Here is a 26,880-nt window from a genome sequence, read left to right as displayed (position 1 = left end):
GTGAAGACCGTATAGAAGATGAATAACGGTCAAGCAGTCGCGGAATCCGGCAACGGAGGATACGACTATGTCAGGCAGTTCAAGGCATCACAATTATCACCACAACGATGACGACCAGCATCAGAGTGAACTTCAGGCCCAGGCCCAGCTTGAGGCCCAGGCCCAATTGCAGGCGCAGATGGAAGCTCAAGGACAGGGACAAGGCCAGGAGCAGTCCCAATCGAGTGAATCTGACAACTTCAACGGCAATTTGAATGGCAACGGAAACCTGAACGGCAATCTGAATTACAACGAGAATGTCAGCACCACCACGGTCTCTGTTGGCGTGACCGTCGATCCCGGTATCGAAAACCTGATCCCCACCGATGACGACTTCGCCGATGTCGATGTCTCCGGCGGCTCGTCGGTCGAAGGCATGTTCAACGTTCAGTTCGACGATGTAATGAATGATGCCCTCGATGGCGCGGGCAATGATGTCGGCAATGTCTTTAACCAGATCGCCAATCTTCAAGACAACGACAGGCTGGATAATGCCGAAGTCCGAAATGAAGCCGGCTTCACGGTAAATGCAAAAGCGAACGGCGGAACAGCCAAAGCCGAAGATGGCATTAACGGCGGCGGCGAAGGCGGCAACGGAGGGAGCAATGCCGACGCCGACGGCGGCAATGGTGGCGACGGCGCCGCGGCATTTGGTGGCACGGCTCTCGGCGGTATCGGCCTTGGTGGTTTGGCACTCAGCGGTGCTGACGGTGGCGAAGGCGATGGCGGCGATGCCGATGGGGCAAGCGCCACATCGGGCAACACGAACTCTGGCGCAGCGCTCGGCGGCATTGGCGTCGGCGGTGACGGCGGCACCGGTGGTTCCGGCACGGGCCTCGGCCTCGGTCTGGGTCTCGGCCTTGGTGCCGGTCTGGCAATGGGCGGCACCGGCGCCGCAGGCAACAACTCCACAGGTGGCACCGGAAGCGGTGGCGCCGGAGGAGACGCAGAGGGTGGCGATGCCGATGACGCTGGCGACAGCGAAGCCACGGGCGGTGACGGCGGCAATGGTCTGGGCCTTTCTCTCGGCCTGATCAATCCGATCCTCATCGACAATGAGGGAGGCAATGCCGGAGGCAGTGGCAACGGCGGCGACAACACAGGCGGCGCGGCGACTGGCGGTGGTGCCGGTGGTGACAGCGGCAACAGTGGTGCGGCCAGCAATGCCGGCAACGGCGGTGGCGGTGGCGACGCCGGCGGTATGGGCCTCGGTCTCGGTGCTGGCAATGGCGCTGGATTTGGCGTCGGCGGTGACGGCGGCAATGGTGCTGCCGGCAATGGTGCCGGTGGCGCTTCAGGGAATGCAGCCGGCGGTGATGCCTGGGGCGGTGATGCCTGGGCGACCGGTGGAGATGGTGGCGCAGCTCTCAGCGGTGCCTGGACATCCGGCACCGGTGGCGGCGCAGTCGGCGGCTGGGCAGATGGCGGCGACGGTTCCTTCGGGGGCATGGGTGGCACGGCCTCGACCGGTTACGGTGGCGAGGGCGACGGTGGTTCCTGGGGGTCTGACAATGGTGATGACGGATATGTCACCGGCACGAGTTCCGCCAGTGCGGATGCCGGCATAGACACCAGCGCCTTCAACCAGGAAATCGTCATGGGCGCCAACCTGCAGCAGAATGCCATCGACATGACGATTGTCGGCGGCAGCCTGACCAGCACGGTTGTGGGCGAGGACGGCGACGACGGCGTGTGAGCCGGGACCGGACTTAGCGACATAACAAACACTCTGGAACTGCGCAGGCTTCCTGCGCAGCTCCCTTGTGCCTCATGACATGACGTCATGGCGGCACCTTGGAAACAAGGAGATACGGCCTTGACGATGATGGACAAATTTACCGAAGAGATCAGTCATTTTATCGGCTTCTTCCATATCAACGTCGAGACTGTACGGGCCCGGGACGCTTATAACGAATTCGCCTTCCACAAGGCCGATGTCACCTTGGACAAATTGCCAGTCCACACCAGTGATTTTGCAGCACCATTCGATCTTCTCGGGTTTGAGCCAGGCTTTGGTTATCGCTCCCCTGCCCCCGATCACTGGTATGTCGTCAACAGACCTTTTGCATCGCAACTTTCGACAGGTGGAAGACTGGTCGGCGACCAGCTCGATAGCCGGGTATTTCGCGCTGCGCCTGACCAGGATCTCAATATATCGAACAATGCGGTGCGTTATCTCTCTCCAGAGATCGAACCGCCCGGATCGGTCGTCAATCAATTCAACCAGGCAATCTCCCTGTCGGACGACGACTATTTCAGCGTTGGCGGACATGGACTGACATTCAATCCGCAAGCCATCGATGACGCGGCTGTGCTGCAGGGAGTGGAAGAGACCCTTGCTTTGTCGCCTCTGGGTGACCTTGTCCGCCCGGGCTCAAACGAAGACTTCATCAATGTGATCCACACGGTGATGGACAGACTGCAGGATGTGCCCGAAGGCAGTGACGCCGTTCAGCTCCACATCAGCGCGAAATCGATTGATGGGATCTATGTCAACGGCGAAATGGTCGAGGAAGTGCCTTTAGTCGAGGACTATCACTCGTTCGACGAGGATGAAGAGGGAACTGACGCCACCGACGAAAGTTCCAGCACGTGGACATCCGACAACGGTGCGGTCTCCATAGACGTTTCAGTGGAGGTTCATACCGGCGGCAACACACTCATTAACAATGCGGTGCTGCAAAACTTCTGGACAGGCGGAACCGTCACTTTGGTTGCCGAGGACCACATCGAGGTCAATGCGATCGTCCAGATCAATGCATTGTGGGATACCGACTCGATTACCTCATCCGTCAGCAATCTGACTGCGGACGCAGCCGCAAACGAGCTGTTCAATATTGCAACCTTCGAGCATCTGGATACCGCCGAGGGTTCCGAACCTGGTGAAGGGGCCAACGACGGCTATCCTGCATTCTGGGCGGTCACGGAAATCCATGGCGATCTGATGATCACCAACTGGCTCGAGCAGATCATTTTCATGAGCGACAACGACGTCGGCATTCTGTCGGCCTCCGGCGTGAGCACCAGCGTGGTCGCTGGCGACAATTTCGCGGTCAACCATGCCTCGGTCTTCGAGTTGGGATTTTTCTACGATATGATCATCGTAGGCGGCTCGATCTTCGACGCAAACATCATCCATCAGATGAACATCCTGTTCGACAATGATCTTGTCGGCGCAACGGACGATTTTCAGACTTCCGGCGAAGGTTCTTTTTCTTCCTCAGGCAACTTGCTCTGGAACCAGGCGCGTATAGCCACGCTTGGCGATCCCGACCGTTTCGACAGTCTGTCGCAGGCGCAGAGCGACACCCTGGGATCATTTGCCAATGGCAAGGGCGACATCGCCTCCGAATTCCTGTCCAGCGAAGATTTTGCAGGGCTGCAGGGTCTGCGGGTCCTTTATGTCAGCGGTGACCTGATCAACCTTCAATACATTCGGCAGACGAATATCCTCGGCGACAGCGATCAGATCGCTCTGGCAATGGATGCCATAGCGCCCAATCTCGACGCCACCTGGACGATCGAAACGGGATCCAATGCTCTGCTCAACAATGCAACGATCATCGATCTCGATTCCGTGGGAAAGACCTATATCGGCGGGCAACAATATTCGCAGGAAACACTCTTTCAGGCGGAAATGATCTCGACCCATCCCGACTTTGGTAACCCGAACCCGGATGCACTGGTCAATGAAGCCGTGCTCTTTCTCGATGATTCCATGCTCGATCGGGACGATCACGCAATGACATCCGACGCCTCGTGTCTGCCGTCGGACTACGACGGCCATGCGTGTGACGGCGTAAACAGCATGCTTGGCCACTGAAGGGGGCATTAATGTCGGAATTCCGCAAACACCTTGACCGGGCAATCGAGCCCGTGGAAGCTCCGGCTCCGAGAGCGTCAAGGTTGGAAGCGTCAAATGACACGGGCAGCACCTATGCCAGGCTCGGACGAGCTGTCGACGATTACATCAGAGGTGTGTTCGGCAACCCCGCAGCGCGACCATCCGAGGCCGCAAAGTCGATCCAGCCACCCAACAACTTGCGCGTTGCCTACAGCCAAGCGCCCAGGACCGAAAGCTCCGAAGCCGAACCGGCGGCGGAGGCCAGGCAAGAGCCAGCGCCGGAGCCCGAGGAGCCGCGAATCCAGCCGCTAAAATCCAGAGCGCCGGATGGCATGAAGGTGATCGATGGCGAATGTGGGCCGACCAGGATCGAAACGTCAACTTCTGACAGGCCGCAATCGAAGAGCGGAAATGGCGGCGGCGTTGGCGGGGGCGGCACCTTCCACAAGCGACTTGGGCAGGTCGATTTCAATGCCAGCCTGAAGGCCGGGATTCACGCCGTCAAACGTAACTTGATGATCGTCATGGTGTTTACCGTTGCCAGCAACGTGCTTGTGCTGGCCATACCGATCTATCTGTTTCAGATTTCGGATCGGGTCCTGACCAGCCGGTCCACCGATACGCTGATTATGCTGACGATCGTGATCGTCGGTGCCATCATTCTGCAGGCCGCCTTCGACGCTTTGCGCCGTTTCATCCTGATGCGAACCGCCGTGGAGGTTGCAGCCCAGCTCGGGTCGCCGATCCTCAGTGCGGCGGCGCGGGCATCTTTGCAGGGCAATGGTCGTGAATACCAGACGCTCGGTGACCTTCAACAGGTTCGCTCGTTCCTCGTCTCGCGCACGCTGCTCGCCTTTTTGGACGCCCCGATTGCGCCGATCTTCCTGCTGGCGGTTTTCCTGATTCATCCGCATCTTGGCTTCATCGTCGTGGTCACGGCAATCCTGCTGTTGATCTTCACCCAGATAAACCAGCGCATTACGGCTGAACCATTCGCCGAGGCCAACGCAGCGCAAGTCAAGGCGAACCTGCATCTGGATTCGATGACCCGCAATTCCCAGATCATCAATGCCCTGGCAATGATCCCTGAGGCAGTACACATCTGGGGCAAGGACACGGCCACATCGCTGAAAGCGCAGGTTATTGCCCAAGACCGGAACATCGCCATTGCCGCGATATCGAAGGGTGTCCGTCTTCTGACGCAGGTGACCATGCTTGGTTGGGGCGCCTATCTTTCGCTCCGCGGTGAACTCACCGGCGGGATGGTCATTGCTTCCTCGATCATTGCGGGACGCGCTCTCGCACCAATCGAAGGTGCGATCGAGGGATGGAACCAGTTCAGCCAGTCGCGCGCCGCCTATGGTCGGATCGCCGCTTTGCTCAAATCCTCGCCACTCAATTTCGAGCGCCTCAACCTGCCCAAGCCAGAGGGCCGGCTCGATGTCGAGCGATTGCTCTATGTGCCGCAGGGCACCAAGCGGGTGGTACTCAACGGCATTTCCTTTTCCCTGCAACCGGGCGAGTCGCTCGCTGTTATCGGCAATTCCGGTGCGGGAAAGACCACACTCGGCAAGATGCTGGTCGGATCGATCCTTCCCACCTCCGGCAATGTGCGTCTGGACCTGATGGACCTGCGCAACTGGGACCAGCGACAGTTCGGTGAAAACATCGGTTACCTGCCGCAGGACGTGCAACTGTTCCCCGGCACGATCAAGGCCAACATCGCCCGGATGAGATCGGATGCGGATGACGAACAGATCTACCGAGCAGCGATGCTGGCCGACGTGCACGAAATGATCGCAGGTCTTCCGCATGGCTACGAGACCATGGTCGCAGCCGATGGCTCACCACTGTCAGGCGGCCAGAAACAGCGCGTCGCACTGGCGCGCGCCTTTTTCGGCGATCCCCATCTGGTTGTTCTCGACGAACCTAATTCCAACCTCGACAGTGCCGGCGACGTGGCCCTGATGCGCGCCTTGCAGCATGCCAGGGATCAGAAAATCACGATGATAACCGTCACCCAGCGCCCTTCCCTGCTCACCAGCGTCGACAGGATTCTCCTGCTGGTCAACGGCACGGTTGCCTTGTTCGGCATGCGCACGGATGTGCTCAATGCGTTGCAAGCCCGAGGCATCGATATCGAGGGTGGCTCATTCGGTCATCAGTTGCAGTAGGAGGCGACGGGCATGTCAGACATCGCCAAGGTCCACGACATCGAGTGGTATTCCGAAGTGCCACGATCGATCAGCAAGCAGACGATTGTCGGTCTTGTTCTGATGGCGGTCGCTTTTGGCGGTTTCGGCACATGGGCCTCCACCGCCCCGCTGGCGGCGGCCGTCATCGCCCAGGGCAGCTTCGTTGCCACCGGCCAGAACAAGGTCCTGCAGCATCTGGAAGGCGGTATAATCAAGCAGATCTTTGTCAACGAGGGCGATCAGGTCGTCGAAGGTCAGGCTCTCGTGCAGTTGGACGAGACCGCTGCAATGGCGAAAAAGCGTGAACTGTTCTTGCGCCGTATGCGACTGGATGTGACCGCAGCACGGCTGACGGCTCAGTTCGAGACCGTTGAAAAACTCGACTTCTCACTGCTTTTGAAAGAACATCGCGGCGATGCCGATGTCTGGGCAATTCTGGTTAGCCAGCAACTCAACTTCAGAAGTCAGCAACAAAAACTGTCCAGCGAGGTTGCCCTGTTGCAGCAGAATATCCGCGCGCTCGAATTTCGCGAGATGGGTTACACACGGCAACGCGATGCGACGATCCGCCAACTCGATCTGCTGAAGGATGAATTCGCGGCAAAGGAGATCCTGCTAAAAAAAGGCGTCGCACGCGCCAACGACGTCAAAGCCCTGCTCAGGTCCATAGCCGAGGCGGACGGTCAGATCGGTAGACTGGAGGCAGAAATCGCCGAGACCCAGGCACAGCGGACGAAAGGCGAGCAAGAAGTGTTGCGCGCGGAAAGCGCCTATCGGGAAGATGCATTGGAGCGCCTGCAATCCATCCAGGGCGAGCGCGACATGGTGCGTGAGCAGTTGCGGGAAGCGTCCAATGTCCTGGAGCGCGCAACCATCAACGCACCGGTCGCCGGGACCGTCGTCCGTATCCACTATCACACAAATGGCGGCGTTATCGAAAGTGGCAAGGCTATACTTGAAATCCTGCCGGCCGGCGTGCCACTGATCATCGAGGCCCAGATCTCGCGCAACGACATAGACAGTGTCAAGCTTGGACAACAGGCAACCATCCGGCTGGTGGGGCTGAACCAGAGAACGACACCCGTGGTCAAGGGGGAAGTCCTGTATCTTTCCGCCGACGCGCTTCAGCAATCGGGCAATGCATCATCCGCCCCGCACGATGTTTACCTGGCACGGATCAACATTGCACCGGCTGAACTGGCGCGGGTGCATGGCTTCACGCCGACCCCTGGCATGCCGGCCGAAGTGATGATCCAGACCAATGAGAGGACCTTCTTCAACTACATCGCAAAACCCGTTGCCGACAGCATGTCACGCGCATTTTCGGAACAGTGAAAACGCGGCGGGGGACGCCGCTGATTTGACGTGGTTGTCACCGGGAGATGGTCACTGCAGCAGGGTAATATTAAATGACACCGGTCCTGCGGTTGCTGTTATCTCCGTCGGTAGAAGCAGTATCCGGCGCCGAAGCGCCGGATCGGGGATCAGACCCGTTCAAGCGCGATGGCAATGCCTTGCCCGACGCCGATACACATGGTCGACAATGCATATCGCCCGCCGCCCAGTTTAAGCTGGAGGGCCGCGGTGCCAGTGATGCGGGCACCCGACATGCCGAGCGGATGACCAAGGGCAATGGCGCCACCATTGATGTTGACGCGAGCGTCGTCGTCGGCAATGCCGAGATCGCGCAGAGTTGCGAGCCCTTGAGAGGCGAACGCCTCATTGAGCTCGATCACATCGAACTGGTCCTGCGTCATCCCAAGCCGCGTCATCAGCGCCTTCGAGGCCGGTGCCGGACCGAAGCCCATGATCCGCGGTGGAACGCCAGCCGTGGCCCCGCCCAGAATCCTGGCAATCGGTGTCAGACCGTGTCTTTTGACGGCTGTCTCTGATGCAATGATGAGCGCCGCTGCGCCGTCATTCACACCCGATGCATTACCGGCCGTCACAGTGCCGCCTTCCTTCTTGAAGGGTGTTTTCAGCTTGGCCAGTGTTTCAAGTGTGGTTGCGCGCGGATGTTCGTCCCGATCCACCACCACAGGATCGCCCTTTCGCTGCGGAATGGTCACCGGGGTGATTTCCTGCGCCAGACGCCCGTTGGCCTGCGCTTCAGAAGCCTTGGCTTGTGAGCGTACGGCAAAGGCATCCTGATCTTCGCGACTGACCTTGAAGTCTTCGGCGACATTCTCGCCCGTTTCAGGCATCGAATCGACGCCATACTGCTTCTGCATCAGGGGATTGACGAAACGCCAGCCAATGGTGGTGTCGTAAATTTCGGCATTGCGCGAGAAAGCGCTCTCTGCCTTCGGCATGACGAAGGGCGCACGCGACATGCTTTCCACGCCACCGGCAATCATCAGGTCAGCCTCTCCAGACCTGATGGCGCGGCCAGCCATGATGACGGCATCCATCCCGGAGCCGCAAAGCCGGTTGACGGTTGTACCGGTGACAGAGACCGGATAACCGGCCAGCAACAACGACATGCGCGCAACATTGCGGTTATCTTCTCCTGCCTGATTGGCGCAGCCGTAGATCACGTCCGCGACAGCTTCCAGATCGAGATCCGGATTGCGCTCGGCAAGCGCCTTCAGGGGAATGGCGCCAAGGTCATCGGCCCTGACGGAGGACAGAGCGCCACCGAAGCGGCCGATGGGGGTGCGAATATAGTCGCAGATATAAGCGTCAGCCATGCGTTTCTCCTTAAAGTGCTGGCACTTTGAGTTCGGCAATATCGCCCTTGACCAGCAACTCTGCCCCGGTGACGGCCTGCAAGTCTTCGAGCGAAATTTGAGCCAGTTTCTCCTTCAATACGAAACGACCCTCTTCGATATCGACGACTGCGAGCGAGGTGTAGACACGCGTCACGCAGCCAACACCTGTGAGCGGCATGGAGCAACGCTTGACCAGCTTCGGATCGCCCTTCTTGGTATAATGTTCGGTGATAACCGCAACACGCTTGGCGCTCTGGACGAGATCCATTGCACCGCCGACCGCTGGCACGCCGCCCTTGCCCGTCGACCAATTGGCCAGATCACCATTTTCCGCGATCTGATACGCCCCGAGGATGGCCACATCCAGATGGCCACCGCGAACCATGGCGAAACTGTCGGCATGATGAAAGAAGGCCGAACCCGGCTTCAGCGTAATCGCCTTCTTGCCCGCATTGATGAGATCCCAGTCCTCTTCGCCGGCAGCAGGTGCCTCACCGAAGCCGAGAACCCCGTTTTCCGTATGGAAGATCGCCTCCCGGCCCTCGGGCTGGAACTTGGCCACCATTTCCGGAAAACCGATACCCAGGTTGACATAGGCACCGTCATGAATGTCCTGCGCGGCGCGCCAGGCGATCTGTTCGTTGGACAGCTTGATGTTGTCGAGTGCTTCGCTCATGGGTAGACAGCTCCCTCGCGGTTGAGGATTTCTTCCTGCTTCGGATCGGACACTTCGACAACGGCATCGACAAAGATGCCCGGCGTGACAACGTGTTCGGGGTCAATGCCGCCGGGGGGAACGATCTTTGTCACCTGAGCGATCGTTCGGGTCGCAGCCGTCGCCATCAGTGGATTGAAGTTGCGCGCAGCCATCCGGTAGGTGAGATTTCCAAGCCGATCGCCAAGTTCCGCCTTGATCAGCGCAAAATCGGCCTTCAACCAGCGCTCCTGCACATAGTGCCTGCCCTCGAACTCCTGAACGGGCTTTCCGTCGGCGAGATCCGTTCCGTAGGCCGTGGGCGTATAAAAGGCTGGAATACCGGCACCGCCGGCGCGAATACGCTCCGCCAGCGTTCCCTGCGGAACGATTTCCAATTCGATCTCGCCGGCCAGATAGAGATCGGTGAAGACCTTTGGATCGGCAGACCGCGGAAACGAGCAGATCATCTTGGCCACCATGCCCTGCTCGATCATTGCGGCGATACCGACATGACCATTGCCGGCATTGTTATTGATGACGGTGAGGCCTTTCGGTCCCTTGTCGATCAGCGCGTGAATGAGCTCTATCGGAGCGCCGGAGCCGCCAAAGCCACCGATCATCAATGTGGCACCGTCGCCGATATCCGCCACAGCCTCGCGGAGCGAGGCAATTGTCTTGTCCATTAAACCAAACCTCCCGTAAAATGGGTTTTGCATTCTGGTGTAGGCCAATTGATATGTCAGGCAATCCCGTTTGTGCGCATATTGACATTTGTTCAAATGAATTCATGATCCGTGCGCATGTTGAACAAAACTGACGTTATTGCTTCCTTCGCCAAGGGATTGCGCGTTCTCGAATGCTTCGGTGCGGAGCGCCCCAGACTTGCCATCGCCGATGTGGCGGATGCGACCGGGCTTGACCGCGCCACAGCGCGCCGCTGCCTTCTCACCCTGCATGATCTCGGCTACGCGAATTATGACGGCAAATTCTTCACGCTGACACCGAAGGTGCTGCGTCTGGGTATGGGCGCATTGGCGGCCCTGCCGCTGCCCCAGATTGTCCAGCCATGGCTGGATCAACTGTCCGAGCAGATCGGCCAATCGTGCTCGGTATCGATCCTCGATGAGCACGATATAGTCTATATGGCCAGAGCGGCCCAGAAGCGGGTGATGTCGATCGGCCTGATGCCTGGGTCAAGGCTTCCCGCCCATTGCACCTCAATGGGTCGCGTTCTTCTGGCAGCGCTTCCGCAAGATGCGGCGCGCAATCTTGTGGAAACGTCAGACCTCACACCGCGCACACCCCATTCCCTCACCGATCCGGATGAAATCATGCGCGTGATCGCCGACGTCAAGATCAAAGGTCACGCCATCATCGATCAGGAAGTCGAGATCGGCGTACGCTCGCTGGCGGTCCCTGTCCTGAACGCCAAGGGCCAGACCGTGGCCGCACTCAACACCGGCATGGCCGCCCTTCAGACAGAACCGGACGATCTTGTCCGTCTCTATCTGCCAGCGCTCGTCAGAGTGCAGGAAGGCCTGCGCCGTGTGCTCAGTTGAGAGCTGCAGTCCTCATTCAGCAGCGCCGATGGTCAGAACAACCGGCTCCAATCCCTCGATCTGCCCCTTGAGCGTATCGCCAGGCAGAACGGCACCGACACCGGCCGGCGTTCCCGTGTAGATCAGATCGCCTGGCACGAGATGATAGAAATTCGACAGATGGCTGATCAGCTCGGGAACCGACCAGATCAGATCCGACAGATGCGCATCCTGACGCACATGATCTCCGATCTCCAGCCAGATACGCTGTTCACCGGGCTTGCCGAATTCAGCCGCCCGGGTGATCTCGGAGATGGCCGCAGAATTTTCAAAAGCCTTTCCAAGCGACCAGGGTCGCTGTTTGGCACGGGACGCCAGCTGCAGGTCGCGTCGGGTCATGTCGAAGCCGCAGGCATAACCAAAAATTGCCGCTTCCGCTTCTTCTGCGGTGATACGGAATGCCGGTCCACCAATGGCGACAACCAGTTCCAGTTCGTGATGCAGATTGCTGGTGCCGGGCGGATACGGAATTTCGGCACCCGACAGAACGATACAACTCGGCGGCTTGGTGAAATAGAAGGGTGCCTCCCGGTCAACCTCGAATCCCATTTCAGCGGCATGCTCGGCAAAATTACGTCCTACACAGAAAATCCTGTGAACAGGATAAGCGTCGCTCTCGCCACGAACGGGAACGAGAGGGGTTGGCGGAACGGCAAACAATGCACTCATGTGATGACGACCCTGTGGATATCCGCAAACCGAAAGTCGCGGACAATTATGCTCATGTGCTTGAAGCACGGAACCGGATCGGGAGCAACAACAACAGATGAGTGGCATGTCGTGCCAAGTTCAATCGCGAGTGCGACTGGAAAAACTCAATCATATTAGACCAATGGCGCATGCCAAGACCCTTGCTTGCCCCCGTCCCGACACTAACTTGCTCTTCCCTACATTCGCAATTGAGGGTAGAAAAACAAGACATATTTGGGGAGGGCCGCACCTTATGCTGGAAGTTTATGAAATGCCGGGACATCTCGTACGACGCCTAAATCAGGCATCCGTATCCATATTCATGGAAGAAATTGGCAAGGCAGGCTACGACCTGACGCCAGTTCAATACGCTTCGCTGGCCGCAATCGCCAACAGACCTGGACTGGATCAGGCGACGCTTGCAAGCCACATAGCCTATGACCGCGTTACTATTGGCGGTGTCGTTGACCGACTGGTGCAGAAGGATCTCGTGCGCCGCGAAATTAGTCCTGCTGACCGACGCGCGCGCGAACTTTTCCTCACCGACAAGGGCACAGCCGTACTTGGCGAAATTCGCCCGATTGTGAGGAGCACGCAGGATATGCTGCTCGTTGGTCTTAACAATGAGGAACGGACACAGTTGGTGGCGCTTCTCAGAAAGTCCGCAGATGCTGTCAATGAGCGCAGCCGCGCTCCGCTGCGCATGAGTTGAGCATCGATGGCGACGATGCAGGTGACGTCGTCGTCAGCAAGTGGCGGGTTTGTCGCGACACGTGGGATCGGCCCATATCCCGGCCTTGAGCGTGACGGCACGTTGTTCTGCACCCGACAGCCCGCTGCCGGGCGCAGCATGCGCAAATCCAGATAGAACCAGACGTTTTGCAAGATCGTCTCTGCCCAAACGGCAGTCAACGAGTCTGGTTGACTGCGCCAGGGTTTGGGATTTGCATTCGAGATAACGGCCTGTGATCAACTTCCGCAGATAGGCTCGAGATTGGCCGCCGCAGGCGAAAACAGCCCCCCGATCATTGCGACACAATGATTTGTCAGGACGCATACCGATAGCCTTTGCCACGATGTAGATCTGTCCGCCTATCGAGAAGGAAGCGCCGTCATGGACTTTGACGGCTGGACTGACCCGGAACTTCAGAAAATGATCATCCTTGAAACCGGGAACACGCTCATAACTTTGCCGAGTGCGATCGATCCTCATCGGCTGGTCCGTCCACACGGGCGTATCCGAACCGGAAAGCGGCCATAAATCACGGGCCGACATCGGTTCAATTGTCAGCAGCAACGAAAACGCGACCGCCACGCTTTTATTTATCAAATTCAATGGTTACGATCCGCCTGTGATCTCTGCGACTAAAAAAGACATAGCGTGTCATTCGAAACAACTGCTTTCCGTGACGCTCTTCTCTCGCCGCAGCGATACGGGAGAAATCGATGGGATTTTATTTGAACTTATCCAGGCTTGAGACGTTAAAAACAATTGGGGGATGAGAGCGCCTGTACATTTTGACAGAGCTTCTGCTTCATCCGACCGACCGGTCCGCGCCCTGAGATTTCCCGATTTGACCGCCGCATCCCCCGGTGGTCGCGAACTGCAAGATGAGAAAAGGTAAGACGCAATGAGCAACAAGATCGTACCCGTTATCATGGCTGGCGGCAAAGGAACCCGGCTGTGGCCGCTGTCTCGCGCCGCAGCAGCCAAGCAGTTCATCAAGTTCGTTGGCGATCAGACGCTCTACCAGAATACGCTGGACCGGGTATCCGATACCGCCCTCTATGAAGCGCCACTTGTCATCACCAATGAGGAGTTTCGCTTCCTCGCCGCCGAACAGGCCCGCGAAGTCGACATCGCCCTTTCCGGCCTGGTTCTGGAACCGATCGCGCGCAACACCGCAGCCGCGGTCGCTGTTGCAGCCCTCGTCGTTGCAGAACAGTTCGGCGAGGATGCCATCATTCAGATCCTTGCCTCCGACCACGAAATCAAGGCCGACAAGACCTATTGGGATTGCGTCAAGACGGCCCGATCTGCAGCAGAGGCTGGCAAGCTCGTCACCTTCGGCATAAAGCCGACAGAACCGGCCACCGGTTATGGCTATATCGAGATGGGCAAGGAACTGCCCGCCGGCGGCAATACAGTTGCCCGTTTCGTCGAAAAGCCGGCCGAAGACGCTGCCAAGGAAATGCTGAAATCCGGGAACTATTACTGGAATTCCGGGATGTTCGTCTTTTCTGCAAAGCAGATTTTGGCAGAACTGGAAAAGAACGCGCCAGAGGTCATCGAAGCCGCACGCGCTGCAGTTTCAAAGGCCGCCAGCGACCTCGACTTCATCCGCCTCGACAAGGATGCCTTTTCCGAAAGTCCGAATATCTCCATCGACTATGCCGTCATGGAAAAGACCAGGAATGCCGCGGTCGTTCCCTCCCCCATCGTCTGGTCCGACCTTGGAAGCTGGGATGCCATCTGGAAGCTTGGCGACAAGGACGCAGAAGGCAATGTCATCTCGGGTAATGCCACACTCGTCAACACCACCAACTCGCTGGTGATGTCCCGCAACAGCCATATGGCCGTGCAGGGCATGGATGGCATTGCTGTGATCGCCAGCGAAGACGCCGTCTATGTGGGCAAGCTCGACGAGAGCCAGCAGGTCGGTGATCTCGTCAAGTTGCTGAAGAGCTCCAAGAAGACCGAACAACTGACCGAACTGCATCCGACTTCGCTGCGTCCTTGGGGCGGCTATACCTCGCTGATCAACGGCGACCGCTTCCAGGTGAAGCGCATCTTCGTCAGCCCGGAAAAGAAGCTGTCGCTGCAAAAGCACCACCACCGCGCCGAGCACTGGATTGTGGTGAAGGGCGTGGCCGAAGTCACCATCGATGACAAGGTGACACTGCTGCACGAAAACCAGTCGATCTATATCCCGCAAGGCTCCGTTCACCGTCTCGGCAACCCGGGCAAGATCCGCCTGGAACTGATAGAGATCCAGACCGGCTCCTATCTCGGCGAAGACGACATCATTCGCCTCGTCGACGAATTCGGACGCAGCTAAGCGCTACATCAAGCCAGCCGCTTTCAAAGACCCGGAGCGAATACTCCGGGTCTTTTTCGTTTGGCGTCTCTGTGGTCCCGTCCCACCGAAATCTCGTCAGTCACTCACGAAGACTTCACTTGCCTATCATCGCCGCACGCATTATGACTGACCGGACAGTCATTTCTGGAGTGCGCTATGGTCTCGGATAAAAAGCGACGCAAGATCGAGCCAGAACAACGCCGGGCCGAAATCTTGTCGGCAGCAATGGTGTTGTTTGCAGAAAACGGCTTTGCGGCGACGCGAATGGAGGATGTCGCGATGCGTGCCGGTATCGCAAAGGGCACGGTCTACCTGCACTTCCCTGACAAGGAGGCACTGTTCAGCGAACTGATCTCCGGCACGGTATCGCCCATTGTCGAACGACTTCAGGCTTTCGCCGTTGTCGCCAGCGCCCGCTCCTGCCGGGAACAAGTCGCCGAACTCTACACCCTTATTCGCCGGGAAATCATCGAAACCGACAGGCGTCATCTGTTGAGACTGATGATCGCCGAGGGGCCACGCTTTCCCAAACTGGCCGAGCATTACTACCGCAATGTTACTGCACCCGGCATTTCTGCCATGCAGATGATACTCAAACGGGGGGCTGCGCGAGGGGAATTGCGCAGCGAAACGATCAGCAATTCGGCCCAGCTCTTAATCGCGCCGGTGCTTTTGACGATCATCTGGAACTCCTTGTTTGCCCCGTATGAAGCGCTTGATGCCGATCTTATGTTCACGACCTTCCTCGACAGCATTTTTGTGCCACAACAGGAAACGAGATCATGAAAAAGGCAGCAATTTTGCTTCTCATTGTCGCCGCTTGTGTGCTCGCCGCCCCCTACCTCTTTCGAAGCGAGCAGCATCAATCCTATCAGGGATGGATCGAAGCCAATCTCCGTTTCATCGGCGCGGAAACCTCTGCCCGTCTGACGGATCTAAAGGTCGCAGAGGGAGAAATCGTTCAAAAGGGACAGATGCTCTTTCGCTTCGAAGATGACATCGCACGTGCAAAGGCAGATGCCGCCGAGGCCAGTCTTGCGGCAGCCAGGGCAAAGCTCGAGCAGGCCAATGCTGCACAAAAGCGACCGCAAGAAATCGATATCCTAAAGGCATCCAGACGACAGGCGGAAGCAAACCTGGATCTCGCCAGCCAGGAGCTCGAACGAGTGAGAACACTCGCGAAATCCGGCACGACGACAAAAGCCAATCTCGATTCTGCCGTCGCAACCCAAGCGGCAAATCAGGCGGCGTTGGACAACATCAACGGCCAGATCGAACTCGCGGCCATGCCGGCCCGGCAAGAAGCGATCAGACAGGCTCAGGCCGATATGGACGCAGCGCTGGCCGAACTTGAAGCCGCCAAAAGCAGCCTTGAGCGGCTCACGATCGAAGCTCCCGTCAACGGCCGCGTCCAGCAACTCTATTACAATAAGGGCGAGATCGTGCCCGCAGGGCGTCCTGTCGTCTCCATCCTACCTCCGGCTGACGTCCGAATCCGTTTCTACGTTCCAGAAGGTGATGTCGCAGGACTGCATATCGGCCAGAAGCTGACTGTCACATGCGATGCCTGCGGCCCCATCGCTGCCAGAATATCGTTTATCTCGCAGACAACAGAATACACCCCGCCCGAAATCTACAGCCGCGAAGAACGCGCCAAACTCGTCTACCGCGTCGACGCCATTCCCGAACAGCCTGAAACGCTGAACCCCGGCCTGCCTGTGGATGTGATGCTGTCCACAGACCAGACAGAAAAGTGAGACGGTCATGCAGCCGGCTCCAGACGATGTGAAAAACGAACGGCAGAAGGCTTCAACCGATTGGGTAATCGAGGTCTCGCATCTGACCAAGAGTTTTTCCGGGCGCCGGGTCGTCGACGACCTGTCGCTGCAGGTGAAGGCCGGAACAATTCAGGGCTTCCTCGGCCCCAACGGTTCGGGCAAGACAACCACCATCCGCATGCTCTGCGGCCTGCTCACTCCCGATAGTGGCAACGGCACCTGCCTCGGCTTCGATATCCTCACGCAGTCAGACCAGATCCGCCGGCGGGTTGGCTATATGACGCAGAAATTCTCGCTCTATCAGGATCTCTCGATCCGAGAAAACCTCGAATTCGTGGCCCGGGTTTATGGTCTGAACAACCCGCGCAAACGGGCTGGCGATGCAATCGAACGGTTGGGGCTGGGGGGACGGGAAAAGCAGCTTGCCGCCAATTTGTCAGGTGGATGGAAACAGCGTCTGGCCCTTGGCGCCTGCATCCTGCCCGAGCCTGACCTGCTGCTGCTCGACGAACCGACCGCTGGCGTCGACCCAAAGGCGCGGCGCGACTTCTGGAGCGAGATCCATGCACTGGCAGCCGACGGCCTGTCTGTGCTGGTATCGACCCACTATATGGATGAGGCCGAGCGCTGCCACGAGATCGCCTATATGGCGTATGGCAAATTGCTCGTGCGTGGAACGGTGGACGATGTGATCGCCTCTGTGGGCCTGACCACTTACACAGCCTCCGGCCCGACCGTCCATCAGCTGCAGGAAAAACTGGAACACCAGCCGGGCATCGACATGGTCGCACCATTCGGCAACAGCCTGCATGTCTGCGGTCGCGATGCGAATGCTCTGGAGGCCGCGATTGCCCCCTTCCAGGACAACAGGGAAATCACCTGGAGACGCAGCGCGCCCAACCTGGAAGATGCCTTCATCGAACTGATGAACCGGTCGAAGGACAATTTCACATGACCGGCAACGGCATATCCGGTTTCTTCCGGCGCTCATGGGCCATGACCGTCAAGGAATTCATCCAGATGACCCGCGACCGGGTGACTCTTGCCACCATGGTGATGCTCCCCGTCATGCAGCTTTTCCTGTTTGGTTTTGCCATCAACACCACACCCCACCATTTGCCGACGGCCGTGCTGATGCGCGAGAATACCGATATAAGCCGGTCCATCATTGCGGCATTGGAAAACACAGATTTTTTCGATCTGCGCCAAACAGTGACGAGAGCGACGGACATGGACCGCCTGCTGGAAGCGGGCGAGGTCCTGTTCGTGGTCGAGATCCCCGAAGGTTTCGAGCGATCCGTCAGGCGCGGGGAGAACCCCGCTCTGCTGGTGGCGGCAGACGCGACAGATCCGGTGGCCGCCAGTTCGGCGCTCGGTGCCCTGTCTGGCATCGTGTCCCATGCTTTGGCCGGCAATCGCGCCACGGAGATTGGAGAGCCGCGCGAACCGCCATTCACCATCATCCAGCACCGCCGCTATAACCCGGCAGGCTCCTCGACACTCAACATTGTCCCGGGCCTTCTGGGCACCATCTTGACCATGACCTTGCTGATCTTCACAGCGCTCGCCGTCACCCGCGAGATCGAGCGCGGCACCATGGAGAATCTTCTTTCCATGCCGATCAAGCCGATGGAAATCATGCTCGGAAAGATCGCACCATATGTGCTTGTCGGGCTCATTCAGGCCATTATCATCATCGTCGCGGGCCTGTTTGTCTTCCACGTCCCCCTGCTGGGCAGCCCCGTCGCGCTCGTATTGCTGTCGCTCCTTTTCGTGATTTGCAATCTTTCGCTGGGCTACACATTTTCCACGATCGCCAGCAATCAGTTGCAGGCGGTGCAAATGACCATGATGTTTTTCCTGCCGAACATCCTGCTGTCGGGCTTCATGTTCCCCTTTTCAGGAATGCCGGACTGGGCGCAGTGGATTGGCGAAGCCTTGCCGCTCACCCACTATATCCGCCTGGTGCGCGCCATCATGCTGAAAGGCGCACCATTGTCGGTTTTGAGCTACGACACGCTGGCGCTGGCAATCCTGACTGCAATCACAATCACGATCGCAATTCGTCGCTTCCGGCGGACATTGGACTGATTAAGCGGTCTATACAGCGATCCGGGAGCCAAACAAGAGCTGCACATGACGCTTGCGCTTGCTTTATGAGATTGCATTGCACAAAGTCGACGTAATGACTGGATAAAGACAAGAACCGAGCAACAGACATTGGGGCACGTATGTCGATTAAAGCGAGCATCTATCATTTAACGCATTACAAATACGACAAGCCCATCCGTCTTGGCCCGCAAATCATACGCCTCAAACCCGCGACCCATTCGCGCACCAAGGTTTTGAGCCACGCGCTCACAGTGTCGCCGTCCAACCACTTCGTGAACCTGCAGCAGGACCCCTACGGCAACTATCTCGCCCGCTTTGTGTTTCCGGATCCGGTGACCGAGTTCAAGATCGAGGTGGATCTGGTGGCCGACATGGCCGTCTACAATCCGTTCGACTTCTTCGTTGAGGAAGAAGCATCCGTCTGGCCATTCTCCTATCCCGATGACATCCGCGACGATCTGGCGATCTACATGAAGCCGGAGGGCGGCAGTTCGGCACTGGACGCCTTCATGGCGACCGTCGACCAGGCGCCCGGCCAGAAGACCGTCGACATGGTCGTCAATCTGAACGCCCGACTGCAGCAGGATATCGGGTACATCGTGCGGCTGGAGCCCGGCGTGCAAACGCCTGAGGAAACGCTGACACTTGCCAAGGGCTCATGCCGCGACACCAGCTGGCTCCTGGTGCAGATCCTGCGTCGACTGGGACTGGCCGCCCGTTTCGTGTCAGGCTATCTGATCCAGCTCAAGCCGGACCTGAAGGCGCTCGACGGCCCGTCTGGCACCGAGACCGACTTCACCGATCTGCACGCCTGGGCGGAAGTCTATCTGCCCGGTGCCGGCTGGGTCGGCCTTGATCCGACATCGGGTCTGCTCACCGGCGAAAGCCATATTCCGCTGGCCGCCACTCCGCATTACAAGAATGCGGCGCCAATCTCGGGCGGCTTCTTCGGCGAGGCCAACACCGAATTCGATTTCGACATGGTGGTCAATCGTGTCGCCGAACACCCGCGCATCACCAAGCCGTTTTCGGAAGGCTCCTGGGACGAGCTGAACGCGCTCGGCAAGGCCGTGGATCGTGAGCTTGAAGCACAGGATGTACGCCTGACCATGGGCGGAGAACCGACTTTCGTATCGATCGACGACTTCGAAGCCGAAGAATGGAACACCGCAGCCGTTGGCCCGACCAAGCGTGAACTGGCAGACGACCTGATCCGACGCCTGCGCGACCGTTTCGCGCCCGGTGGTTTCCTGCATTACGGTCAGGGCAAATGGTACCCTGGCGAAAGCCTGCCACGCTGGACCTTTTCGCTCTACTGGCGCAAGGACGGCAAGCCGATCTGGGCCAATCAGGAGCTGATTGCCCGCGAAGGCAAGGACTACAAGCCTACTCATGAAGATGCCGCCAAGCTGTTGCAGACGATCGCCGTCGAGCTGGATCTGGAAGCCGAAAACGTCGTGCCCGCCTATGAGGATCCTGCAGAATGGATCGTCAAGGAGGCCAACCTTCCAGACAATGTCGACCCGTCGAATTCCATGCTGAAGGATCCGGAAGAGCGAAGCCGCATGGCCAAGGTCTTTGCCAATGGTCTTACCAATCCCGCAGGTTATGTGCTGCCGGTTCAGGCTTGGCAGTCACGCGCCTCGGGCCGCTCGTGGGTCAGTGAAAAATGGCGCACCCGGCGCGGTCAGCTTTACCTCGTTCCCGGCGATTCCCCGGTCGGTTTTCGTTTGCCGCTCAATGCGCTGCCGCATATTTCGGCGTCCTGGTATCCTTATGTCAATCCGGTGGATCCGACGGTCGAGCGGCCGCCCTTGCCCGACTACAAGGAAGAGGACCGCAAGAGCCGCGCTTTGCCCGAGCACTCTTTCCAGGCAGACACGTCTGCGCAGCAGAAGCAGATCCCGCAGAGCTATGAGGAAATCGGCGGCCATGTCCGCACAGCGATTTCAGTCGAGGTCCGCGAGGGACGTCTTTGCGTCTTCATGCCACCAACGGCTGCGGTCGAGGAATATCTGGACCTTTTGTCCTCTGCTGAACGGGCAGCAACCGAACTCGGCCTGCCGGTGCATATCGAAGGCTACACACCACCGCATGACGACCGCATCAATGTCATCCGCGTCGCCCCTGATCCGGGCGTGATCGAGGTCAACATCCACCCTGCGTCGTCCTGGGACGAATGCGTGGCAACAACGGAAGCGATCTACGAGGAAGCACGTCAGTCGCGTCTCGGTGCAGACAAGTTCATGATCGATGGTCGACACACCGGAACCGGCGGCGGCAACCACGTGGTGGTGGGTGGCGCGACCCCCAATGACAGCCCCTTCCTGCGTCGTCCCGACCTGTTGAAAAGCATGGTCTTGCACTGGCAGCGCCATCCCTCGCTCTCCTATCTGTTTTCCGGCCTCTTCATCGGCCCGACCAGTCAGGCGCCGCGCATCGATGAGGCCCGTCACGACAGCCTCTATGAACTCGAAATCGCCATGGCCCAGGTGCCATTGCCAACGGAAGGCGCTCCACCTTTGCCCTGGGTGGTCGACCGTCTGTTCCGCAATCTTTTGATCGACGTTACCGGCAACACCCACCGCGCCGAGATCTGCATCGACAAGATGTTCTCGCCGGATGGACCGACAGGCAGGCTTGGGCTTGTCGAGTTTCGCGGCTTCGAAATGCCGCCCAATTCCCGCATGTCGCTGGCACAGCAGCTTCTGATCCGCGCCCTGATTGCCCGCTTCTGGCGCAATCCGGCTTCGGGCAAATTCGTACGCTGGGGCACGTCGCTGCACGACCGCTTCATGCTTCCGAATTATATCTGGGAGGATTTCCAGGATGTATTGGCGGATCTGAGGGAGCACGGCTTTGATCTGAAGCCGGAATGGTTCACAGCCCAGCTGGAATTCCGCTTCCCCTTCTACGGCGAAGTCGAATACGAGGGCACCAAGCTCGAACTCAGGCAGGCGCTGGAGCCATGGCATGTCATGGGTGAGCAAGGTGCGATCGGCGGCACCGTGCGTTTCGTCGATTCCTCCATCGAGCGCCTTCAGGTAAAGCTCGATACCGGCAATCCGGATCGTTACAAGGTTGCCTGCAATGGCCGCGAGGTTCCGCTGTCCAGGACAAGTGTCAATGGCACCGCGGTCGGCGGTGTCCGCTACAAGGCCTGGCAGCCGGCATCGGGACTGCACCCGATGCTTCCGGTTAATACACCTCTTACTTTCGATATATATGATACATGGAGCGGGAGAGCCGTCGGAGGCTGCGTTTATCACGTTGCACATCCCGGCGGACGCAACTACGACACTTTCCCTGTGAATGGCAATGAAGCCCAGGCCCGCCGCCTTGCGCGTTTCGAGTCGTGGGGACACACTGCCGGAAATTATGTCTTGTCGTCGGAACCGGTCGCACCCGAGTTTCCGCATACATTGGACATGCGACGACCTCGAGGAATGTAACGGCGTATGGCAAACCAGACGGTTGCTGAGAAAGAGACGGAACCGAAGAAGGGAGGAGCCTTGGGTGCGAAGCATTACCGTGCCCTTCCGGGCGTAGCCGACGAAATGCTGGACGCCAACGGCGTCATCAAGCCGGTCTGGAAAAAATTCGTCGCCGCCATCGATGCGATGTCCGAGCCTGAATTGCATGAACGCTTTGCCAGAGCCGACCGCTATCTGCGCGATGCCGGCGTCTTCTACCGCGCCTATGACGGCGAAGGGGGCGGCGAGCGTCCCTGGCCTTTCTCCCACATTCCGGTACTGATCTCCGAAAAGGAATGGGCTGCCCTGTCTGCAGGCCTTGTCCAGCGCGCCAATCTGCTGGAATCGGTCGTTGCCGATATCTATGGCGACAACAAGCTTGTGCGCGAAGGCTTCCTGCCGCCAGCTCTGATTGCATCCAGCCCCGAATATCTACGCCCCCTTGTCGGCATCAAGCCCGCCGGCGGGCACTACCTGCATTTCTGTTCCTTCGAAATCGGTCGCGGGCCTGATGGAGATTGGTGGGTTCTGGCCGACCGCACCCAGGCGCCATCGGGTGCGGGCTTTGCGCTCGAAAACCGCGTGGCGACGACCAGAGCCTTTTCCAACCTCTATGCAGAATCCCATGTGCACCGGCTCGCCTCCTTCTTCGGCGCATTCCGTGATGCGCTACAGGGCCGAAAGCAGCATTCCGACGACCGTATCGCCGTACTCACACCGGGACCGGCCAACGAGACCTATTACGAGCACGCCTATATTGCCCGCTACCTCGGCATCATGCTGCTGGAAGGCGAGGATCTGGCCGTGGTCGATGGGCGTGTCATGGTGCGCACCGTGGCCGGCCTCAAACCGATCAGCGTGCTGTGGCGCCGTCTTGATGCCGCCTTCAGCGACCCACTGGAATTGAATCAGAATTCCCATATCGGCACACCCGGAATGGTGGAGGCCGTGAGAAACGGCGCTGTGACCTTCGTCAACGCCCTTGGTTCCGGTGTCCTTGAAACCCGCGCCCTCCTCTCTTTCTTACCGACTATCTGTCATCATCTGTTCAAAGAAGAACTGATCCTGCCGTCTGTCGCCACATGGTGGTGCGGTCAAAAGACCGAGCGCGAGCATGTGGCCCGAAATATCGACCGCATGGTCATCGGACCGGCCTATTCGCGCATGCCCTTCTTCGATGACAATGGCGTCTCCGTGCTCGGATCCAGCCTGCGTGAAACAGCACAGGAAACGGTGGCGAACTGGCTCTTGACCGATGGCGCAAAATTGGTCGGGCAGGAGGTTGTCACTCTGTCCACCACCCCGGCCTTTGTGGATGGCAAGCTGACACCGCGTCCGATGAGCCTGCGCGTCTATGCCGCCCGCACCCGCGACGGCTGGCAGATCATGCCGGGCGGCTTTGCCCGCATCGGTAGTTCGAATGATGTGACTGCCATTGCCATGCAGTCCGGTGGCAGTGCTGCCGACGTATGGATCGTTTCCGACAAGCCAGTCGAACGCACCACACTTCTCCCCACAGAAGAGACTTTCACCCGCAATCTGCCCGGCAGCCTGCCGAGCCGCGCGGCCGACAATCTCTTCTGGCTGGGCCGCTATATCGAGCGGTCAGAAGGAAGCCTGCGCGTGTTGCGCGCATGGCACGCGCGATTTGCTGAAGCGGCCGACCGCGGGGACCCGCTGCTTGCTGATGTCGCCGACTATCTGGGCTTTCTCGATATCGACATGGACTCCGAGAAGGGTGTGCCGGAAAGCCTGATCCAGAACCTCGACAGCGCGGTTTATTCTGCCAGCAATATCCGCGACCGCTTTTCGCCCGATGGCTGGTTGGCGCTGAAGGATCTGTCGAAAACCGCAAAACGCTTCCACGACCACGTCACACCGGGCGACGATGCCGCGCATGCAATGACCATCCTTCTGCGAAAGCTTGCGGGCTTTGCCGGTCTCGTCCATGAAAACATGTATCGCTTCACCGGCTGGCGCTTCCTCGCCCTCGGCCGTTATCTCGAGCGTAGCCTGCACATGACACGCCTGCTGGGTCGCATGTCCGGACCGGATGCACCCGATGGCGCGCTCGACATGCTGCTGGAGATTGGCGACAACGTGATGACCCATCGCCGCCGCTATAACGTCAACACGGCACATTTGACCGTGACCGACCTTCTTGCACTCGATCCGCTCAACCCGCGCTCCATCCTGTTCCAGCTCAACGAGATCCGCACCGAGGTCGAACAGCTTCCAAATGCCATGACGAATGGGCAGATGTCGCCCTTTTATCGCGAAGCCATGCGTCTGCATTCGAGCCTGGCCGTCATGGTACCGGAATCCATGAACGCCGATGTTTACGAAACGCTCGAGCGAGACCTTGAAAGTCTGGCCAATCTCATCGCCAGCACCCATCTTGGATAGACCTGAAATGCTATACGACCTATCGCTGCATATGGGCTATCTCTACGATACGGCAGCATCGGGAGCGCATCATATCCTGCGCTTGCTGCCGATGACCCTGCCTGATCGCCAAAGACTCGTTGCCGGCACCATATCGATTGAACCGACACCGGACGAAACCTCGACCTTCACGGACTTCTTCGAGCATCCGGTGACAAGCTTCCAGCTCCGCAGTCATCACGAAAAGCTCGACATCCGCATGAAGGCGCGCATCATCGTGCAGGCCGAACCGGTGACTGCCGATCTGTCGCCGGTGCTAGAGAATTTGCCCGCCGAACTGGCCACATATTGGTCCCTGGAGCCGGCATCGCCGCATCATTTCATGGGTACAAGTCAGCGTATCGATGAAGTGCCTGAGATTGCGGCCTATGCCCGCGACATGGTGACACCCGGACAGACTGTACGACAGCTTGCACGTCATATGTGTACGATGATCAATCGTGACTTCACCTATGATCCGGAAGCAACGACCGTGGACACCACTCCGAAACAGGCCTTCGAGATCAAGAGGGGGGTTTGTCAGGACTTCACCCACGTGATGATCATCGCGCTTAGAAGCCTGGGTATTCCTGCAGGTTATGTCAGTGGCTTCCTGCGCACCATTCCACCTGAGGGCAAGGAGCGCCTCGAAGGCGCGGACGCCATGCATGCCTGGGTGCGTGTGTGGTGCGGTGCCGCGACGGGCTGGATCGAGCTGGACCCGACCAATGATATTCTTGCCGGCACCGACCATATCGTTGTCGGCTACGGCCGGGATTATTCCGATGTTGCCCCGGTCATCGGCATTCTAAAGACCTATGGCAGCCACCAGACAGTACAGGCGGTAGACGTCATCCCTGTCACTTGAGACGGGTTTCAAAAGAACCCTAATTTCATTCAAATTTTACCACACTGTTTAAGTCGATTTAGACCTCTCCCTTGTATTTTGCGGCAAAACAACGCTGACATCGGTGAAAGTTCATGATGATCGACAACGGATTTAGCAAAAATTCTTTTCTCAATCTTCTCCGCGACCGGCGAGGCAATTTCGGGATGATAACCGCCCTTTTGCTCCCGATGGCTCTGGGTACCGCCGGTATCGCCATGGATCTTACCCATGTGATGACCATGAAATCCGAGCTTCAGAATTCTGCAGATGCGGCAGCCCTAGCAGCGGCCTCTGCCATGTCGGGCAAGGGTATCAGCGAGGAAGAAGCCAAGGAAATGGCGGAAAAATACCTTGCCGCCCAGATGATGAACCTCATGTCGACCGGTAATTTGTCAGCAGCAGGCCTTGAAGAGCTTGAGGATGAGCTGAAGAAACTCAAGGATTCGACGGATCTTGCAGCAACCGAAAAGACCAGCGGCACGGCCAAGACATTCGACGTCACGGTCAATACGAAACTCGATATAAAACTGAACCCTCTTAGCCAGCTACTCGGGTTCAAAACAGTGACTATAGGGGCGTCGAGCAAGGCGCAGAGCGCGACGGAAAGCAAGAATGCGCTTTCCATGTATCTTGTTCTGGATCGTTCGGGATCGATGGCTTGGGCAACCGACACAATCAATTCGGCAAAGAAGAAATGCAAAAACTACTATGAATGGAACTGGGGACGAAATATCCAGGCCACATCCCCCTGCTATGTGACGAAAATTGAGACACTTAAGATTGCAACAGCGAACCTGACGTCGCAGCTCAATGAGGCCGACCCCGACAATATCTACGTCCGCACAGCCGCAGTGTCGTATAGTTACTCGGCGCAGAAGCCCACCGATTTCCAGTGGGGCACCACGGCGACCCTGAAATATGTCGAACATCTGGACGCTGAAGGCGGCACGGCGTCAACAGACGCTGTCAAGGCTGCTTATACCGCGCTCTCCGGCTCGACAGAGGACGAGGCACACCAGAAGAAGAACGGACAGATCCCCAGCAAGTATATCGTCTTCATGACCGACGGTGACAACAACAGCACGAGTGACGACACAAAGACGATCAATTACTGCAACAAGGCAAAAGAAGAGGGAATGGAGATTTTCTCTGTTGCCTTCATGGCTCCCGATCGGGGACGCCAACTTTTGAAGAATTGTGCAACGGATGACCAGCATTTTTACACGGCCAAGGACGCCTCGGACCTCGTCGCGGCATTCAAGCAGATCGGCGAAAAAGCCTCGCAAGCGATGACCCGACTGACCAACTGACAAAGTCGCGCGCAAGCGCCACCGAACTTGAGACCATGAA

Annotated in this window: 21 protein-coding genes; 16 read left to right on the top strand and 5 right to left on the bottom strand. The window is 58.2% G+C overall.

What is annotated here, in order from left to right:
* Positions 1-67 precede the first annotated feature (67 nt).
* From ACWPM9_RS05090 to ACWPM9_RS05075, 4 genes are all read left to right on the top strand, one after another.
* A complete protein-coding gene (locus ACWPM9_RS05090; protein WP_484756983.1) occupies positions 68-1,735 on the top strand; it encodes a hypothetical protein in 1,668 nt (555 codons plus the stop codon).
* Positions 1,736-1,861: 126 nt separating this feature from the next.
* Positions 1,862-3,862 carry a hypothetical protein gene (locus tag ACWPM9_RS05085; protein ID WP_484757599.1) on the top strand — a complete coding sequence of 667 codons (2,001 nt, stop codon included), beginning with the start codon at positions 1,862-1,864 and terminating at the stop codon, positions 3,860-3,862.
* 11 nt (positions 3,863-3,873) lie between these two features.
* On the top strand, positions 3,874-6,057 hold the full coding sequence (locus tag ACWPM9_RS05080) for a type I secretion system permease/ATPase (RefSeq protein WP_484756982.1): 2,184 nt from the start codon (positions 3,874-3,876) through the stop codon (positions 6,055-6,057).
* Between the two features lie 12 nt (positions 6,058-6,069).
* Positions 6,070-7,413 carry an HlyD family type I secretion periplasmic adaptor subunit gene (locus ACWPM9_RS05075; protein WP_484756981.1) on the top strand — a complete coding sequence of 448 codons (1,344 nt, stop codon included), beginning with the start codon at positions 6,070-6,072 and terminating at the stop codon, positions 7,411-7,413.
* A 149-nt stretch (positions 7,414-7,562) separates the two neighbouring features.
* On the opposite strand, the gene pcaF is transcribed toward ACWPM9_RS05075, so the two are convergent.
* Genes pcaF through ACWPM9_RS05060 form a run of 3 tightly spaced genes read right to left on the bottom strand, consistent with a single transcriptional unit; the run spans position 7,563 to position 10,169 of the window.
* A complete protein-coding gene (pcaF, locus tag ACWPM9_RS05070) occupies positions 7,563-8,768 on the bottom strand; it encodes a 3-oxoadipyl-CoA thiolase (protein ID WP_428187854.1) in 1,206 nt (401 codons plus the stop codon).
* A gap of 10 nt (positions 8,769-8,778) precedes the next feature.
* A complete protein-coding gene (locus tag ACWPM9_RS05065) occupies positions 8,779-9,465 on the bottom strand; it encodes a 3-oxoacid CoA-transferase subunit B (RefSeq protein WP_484756980.1) in 687 nt (228 codons plus the stop codon).
* Entirely contained in the window at positions 9,462-10,169 is a 708-nt protein-coding gene (locus tag ACWPM9_RS05060; RefSeq protein WP_428187852.1) for a 3-oxoacid CoA-transferase subunit A, read from the bottom strand. Before ACWPM9_RS05060 ends, ACWPM9_RS05065 begins: the two co-directional genes overlap by 4 nt.
* A gap of 117 nt (positions 10,170-10,286) precedes the next feature.
* On the opposite strand from ACWPM9_RS05060, the gene ACWPM9_RS05055 reads away from it, so the two are divergent.
* Positions 10,287-11,045, top strand: a complete 759-nt coding sequence (locus ACWPM9_RS05055) for an IclR family transcriptional regulator domain-containing protein (protein ID WP_484756979.1) — start codon at positions 10,287-10,289, stop codon at positions 11,043-11,045.
* 12 nt (positions 11,046-11,057) lie between these two features.
* Here ACWPM9_RS05055 and ACWPM9_RS05050 read toward each other — a convergent pair whose 3' ends face one another.
* Positions 11,058-11,753 (bottom strand): fumarylacetoacetate hydrolase family protein, encoded by a 696-nt coding sequence (locus tag ACWPM9_RS05050; RefSeq protein ID WP_484756978.1) that lies wholly within the window; start codon positions 11,751-11,753, stop codon positions 11,058-11,060.
* 274 nt (positions 11,754-12,027) lie between these two features.
* Between ACWPM9_RS05050 and ACWPM9_RS05045 the strand changes: the two genes are divergently transcribed.
* The gene (locus ACWPM9_RS05045; protein ID WP_428187849.1) at positions 12,028-12,486 is read left to right on the top strand and encodes a MarR family winged helix-turn-helix transcriptional regulator; all 459 of its coding nucleotides are present in this window, start codon (positions 12,028-12,030) and stop codon (positions 12,484-12,486) included.
* A 33-nt stretch (positions 12,487-12,519) separates the two neighbouring features.
* On the opposite strand, the gene ACWPM9_RS05040 is transcribed toward ACWPM9_RS05045, so the two are convergent.
* The gene (locus tag ACWPM9_RS05040; protein WP_484756977.1) at positions 12,520-12,987 is read right to left on the bottom strand and encodes a thermonuclease family protein; all 468 of its coding nucleotides are present in this window, start codon (positions 12,985-12,987) and stop codon (positions 12,520-12,522) included.
* On the opposite strand from ACWPM9_RS05040, the gene ACWPM9_RS05035 reads away from it, so the two are divergent.
* From ACWPM9_RS05035 to ACWPM9_RS04990, 10 genes are all read left to right on the top strand, one after another.
* Entirely contained in the window at positions 12,971-13,252 is a 282-nt protein-coding gene (locus tag ACWPM9_RS05035; protein WP_484756976.1) for a hypothetical protein, read from the top strand. The genes ACWPM9_RS05040 and ACWPM9_RS05035 overlap by 17 nt on opposite strands.
* A 153-nt stretch (positions 13,253-13,405) precedes the next feature.
* Entirely contained in the window at positions 13,406-14,833 is a 1,428-nt protein-coding gene (locus ACWPM9_RS05030; RefSeq protein WP_484756975.1) for a mannose-1-phosphate guanylyltransferase/mannose-6-phosphate isomerase, read from the top strand.
* A 177-nt stretch (positions 14,834-15,010) separates the two neighbouring features.
* Positions 15,011-15,640, top strand: coding sequence for a TetR/AcrR family transcriptional regulator (locus ACWPM9_RS05025; RefSeq protein ID WP_484756974.1), 630 nt, complete (start codon positions 15,011-15,013; stop codon positions 15,638-15,640).
* Positions 15,637-16,611, top strand: coding sequence for an HlyD family secretion protein (locus tag ACWPM9_RS05020; RefSeq protein WP_484756973.1), 975 nt, complete (start codon positions 15,637-15,639; stop codon positions 16,609-16,611). Before ACWPM9_RS05025 ends, ACWPM9_RS05020 begins: the two co-directional genes overlap by 4 nt.
* A 7-nt stretch (positions 16,612-16,618) precedes the next feature.
* Entirely contained in the window at positions 16,619-17,587 is a 969-nt protein-coding gene (locus ACWPM9_RS05015; RefSeq protein WP_484756972.1) for an ABC transporter ATP-binding protein, read from the top strand.
* Positions 17,584-18,723, top strand: a complete 1,140-nt coding sequence (locus ACWPM9_RS05010) for an ABC transporter permease (RefSeq protein ID WP_484756971.1) — start codon at positions 17,584-17,586, stop codon at positions 18,721-18,723. The genes ACWPM9_RS05015 and ACWPM9_RS05010 overlap by 4 nt, the downstream gene beginning before the upstream one ends.
* A 140-nt stretch (positions 18,724-18,863) precedes the next feature.
* Positions 18,864-22,196, top strand: a complete 3,333-nt coding sequence (locus ACWPM9_RS05005; RefSeq protein WP_484756970.1) for a transglutaminase family protein — start codon at positions 18,864-18,866, stop codon at positions 22,194-22,196.
* 6 nt (positions 22,197-22,202) lie between these two features.
* Entirely contained in the window at positions 22,203-24,623 is a 2,421-nt protein-coding gene (locus ACWPM9_RS05000; RefSeq protein ID WP_484756969.1) for a circularly permuted type 2 ATP-grasp protein, read from the top strand.
* A 7-nt stretch (positions 24,624-24,630) separates the two neighbouring features.
* The gene (locus tag ACWPM9_RS04995) at positions 24,631-25,509 is read left to right on the top strand and encodes a transglutaminase family protein (protein WP_428187841.1); all 879 of its coding nucleotides are present in this window, start codon (positions 24,631-24,633) and stop codon (positions 25,507-25,509) included.
* A gap of 209 nt (positions 25,510-25,718) precedes the next feature.
* Entirely contained in the window at positions 25,719-26,840 is a 1,122-nt protein-coding gene (locus ACWPM9_RS04990) for a VWA domain-containing protein (RefSeq protein WP_484756968.1), read from the top strand.
* Positions 26,841-26,880: the final 40 nt, after the last annotated feature.

Source organism: Agrobacterium sp. H141, assembly GCF_057158725.1.
This window is presented reverse-complemented; position numbering and strand designations above follow the sequence as displayed.

Coding starts and splice junctions, on each gene's coding strand:
- ACWPM9_RS05090 (WP_484756983.1), top strand. CDS start 68: ATGTCAGGCAGTTCAAGGCATCACAATTATCACCACAACGATGACGAC.
- ACWPM9_RS05085 (WP_484757599.1), top strand. CDS start 1,862: ATGATGGACAAATTTACCGAAGAGATCAGTCATTTTATCGGCTTCTTC.
- ACWPM9_RS05080 (WP_484756982.1), top strand. CDS start 3,874: ATGTCGGAATTCCGCAAACACCTTGACCGGGCAATCGAGCCCGTGGAA.
- ACWPM9_RS05075 (WP_484756981.1), top strand. CDS start 6,070: ATGTCAGACATCGCCAAGGTCCACGACATCGAGTGGTATTCCGAAGTG.
- pcaF (WP_428187854.1), bottom strand. CDS start 8,768: ATGGCTGACGCTTATATCTGCGACTATATTCGCACCCCCATCGGCCGC.
- ACWPM9_RS05065 (WP_484756980.1), bottom strand. CDS start 9,465: ATGAGCGAAGCACTCGACAACATCAAGCTGTCCAACGAACAGATCGCC.
- ACWPM9_RS05060 (WP_428187852.1), bottom strand. CDS start 10,169: ATGGACAAGACAATTGCCTCGCTCCGCGAGGCTGTGGCGGATATCGGC.
- ACWPM9_RS05055 (WP_484756979.1), top strand. CDS start 10,287: ATGTTGAACAAAACTGACGTTATTGCTTCCTTCGCCAAGGGATTGCGC.
- ACWPM9_RS05050 (WP_484756978.1), bottom strand. CDS start 11,753: ATGAGTGCATTGTTTGCCGTTCCGCCAACCCCTCTCGTTCCCGTTCGT.
- ACWPM9_RS05045 (WP_428187849.1), top strand. CDS start 12,028: ATGCTGGAAGTTTATGAAATGCCGGGACATCTCGTACGACGCCTAAAT.
- ACWPM9_RS05040 (WP_484756977.1), bottom strand. CDS start 12,987: ATGAGGATCGATCGCACTCGGCAAAGTTATGAGCGTGTTCCCGGTTTC.
- ACWPM9_RS05030 (WP_484756975.1), top strand. CDS start 13,406: ATGAGCAACAAGATCGTACCCGTTATCATGGCTGGCGGCAAAGGAACC.
- ACWPM9_RS05025 (WP_484756974.1), top strand. CDS start 15,011: ATGGTCTCGGATAAAAAGCGACGCAAGATCGAGCCAGAACAACGCCGG.
- ACWPM9_RS05020 (WP_484756973.1), top strand. CDS start 15,637: ATGAAAAAGGCAGCAATTTTGCTTCTCATTGTCGCCGCTTGTGTGCTC.
- ACWPM9_RS05015 (WP_484756972.1), top strand. CDS start 16,619: ATGCAGCCGGCTCCAGACGATGTGAAAAACGAACGGCAGAAGGCTTCA.
- ACWPM9_RS05010 (WP_484756971.1), top strand. CDS start 17,584: ATGACCGGCAACGGCATATCCGGTTTCTTCCGGCGCTCATGGGCCATG.
- ACWPM9_RS05005 (WP_484756970.1), top strand. CDS start 18,864: ATGTCGATTAAAGCGAGCATCTATCATTTAACGCATTACAAATACGAC.
- ACWPM9_RS05000 (WP_484756969.1), top strand. CDS start 22,203: ATGGCAAACCAGACGGTTGCTGAGAAAGAGACGGAACCGAAGAAGGGA.
- ACWPM9_RS04995 (WP_428187841.1), top strand. CDS start 24,631: ATGCTATACGACCTATCGCTGCATATGGGCTATCTCTACGATACGGCA.
- ACWPM9_RS04990 (WP_484756968.1), top strand. CDS start 25,719: ATGGCTCTGGGTACCGCCGGTATCGCCATGGATCTTACCCATGTGATG.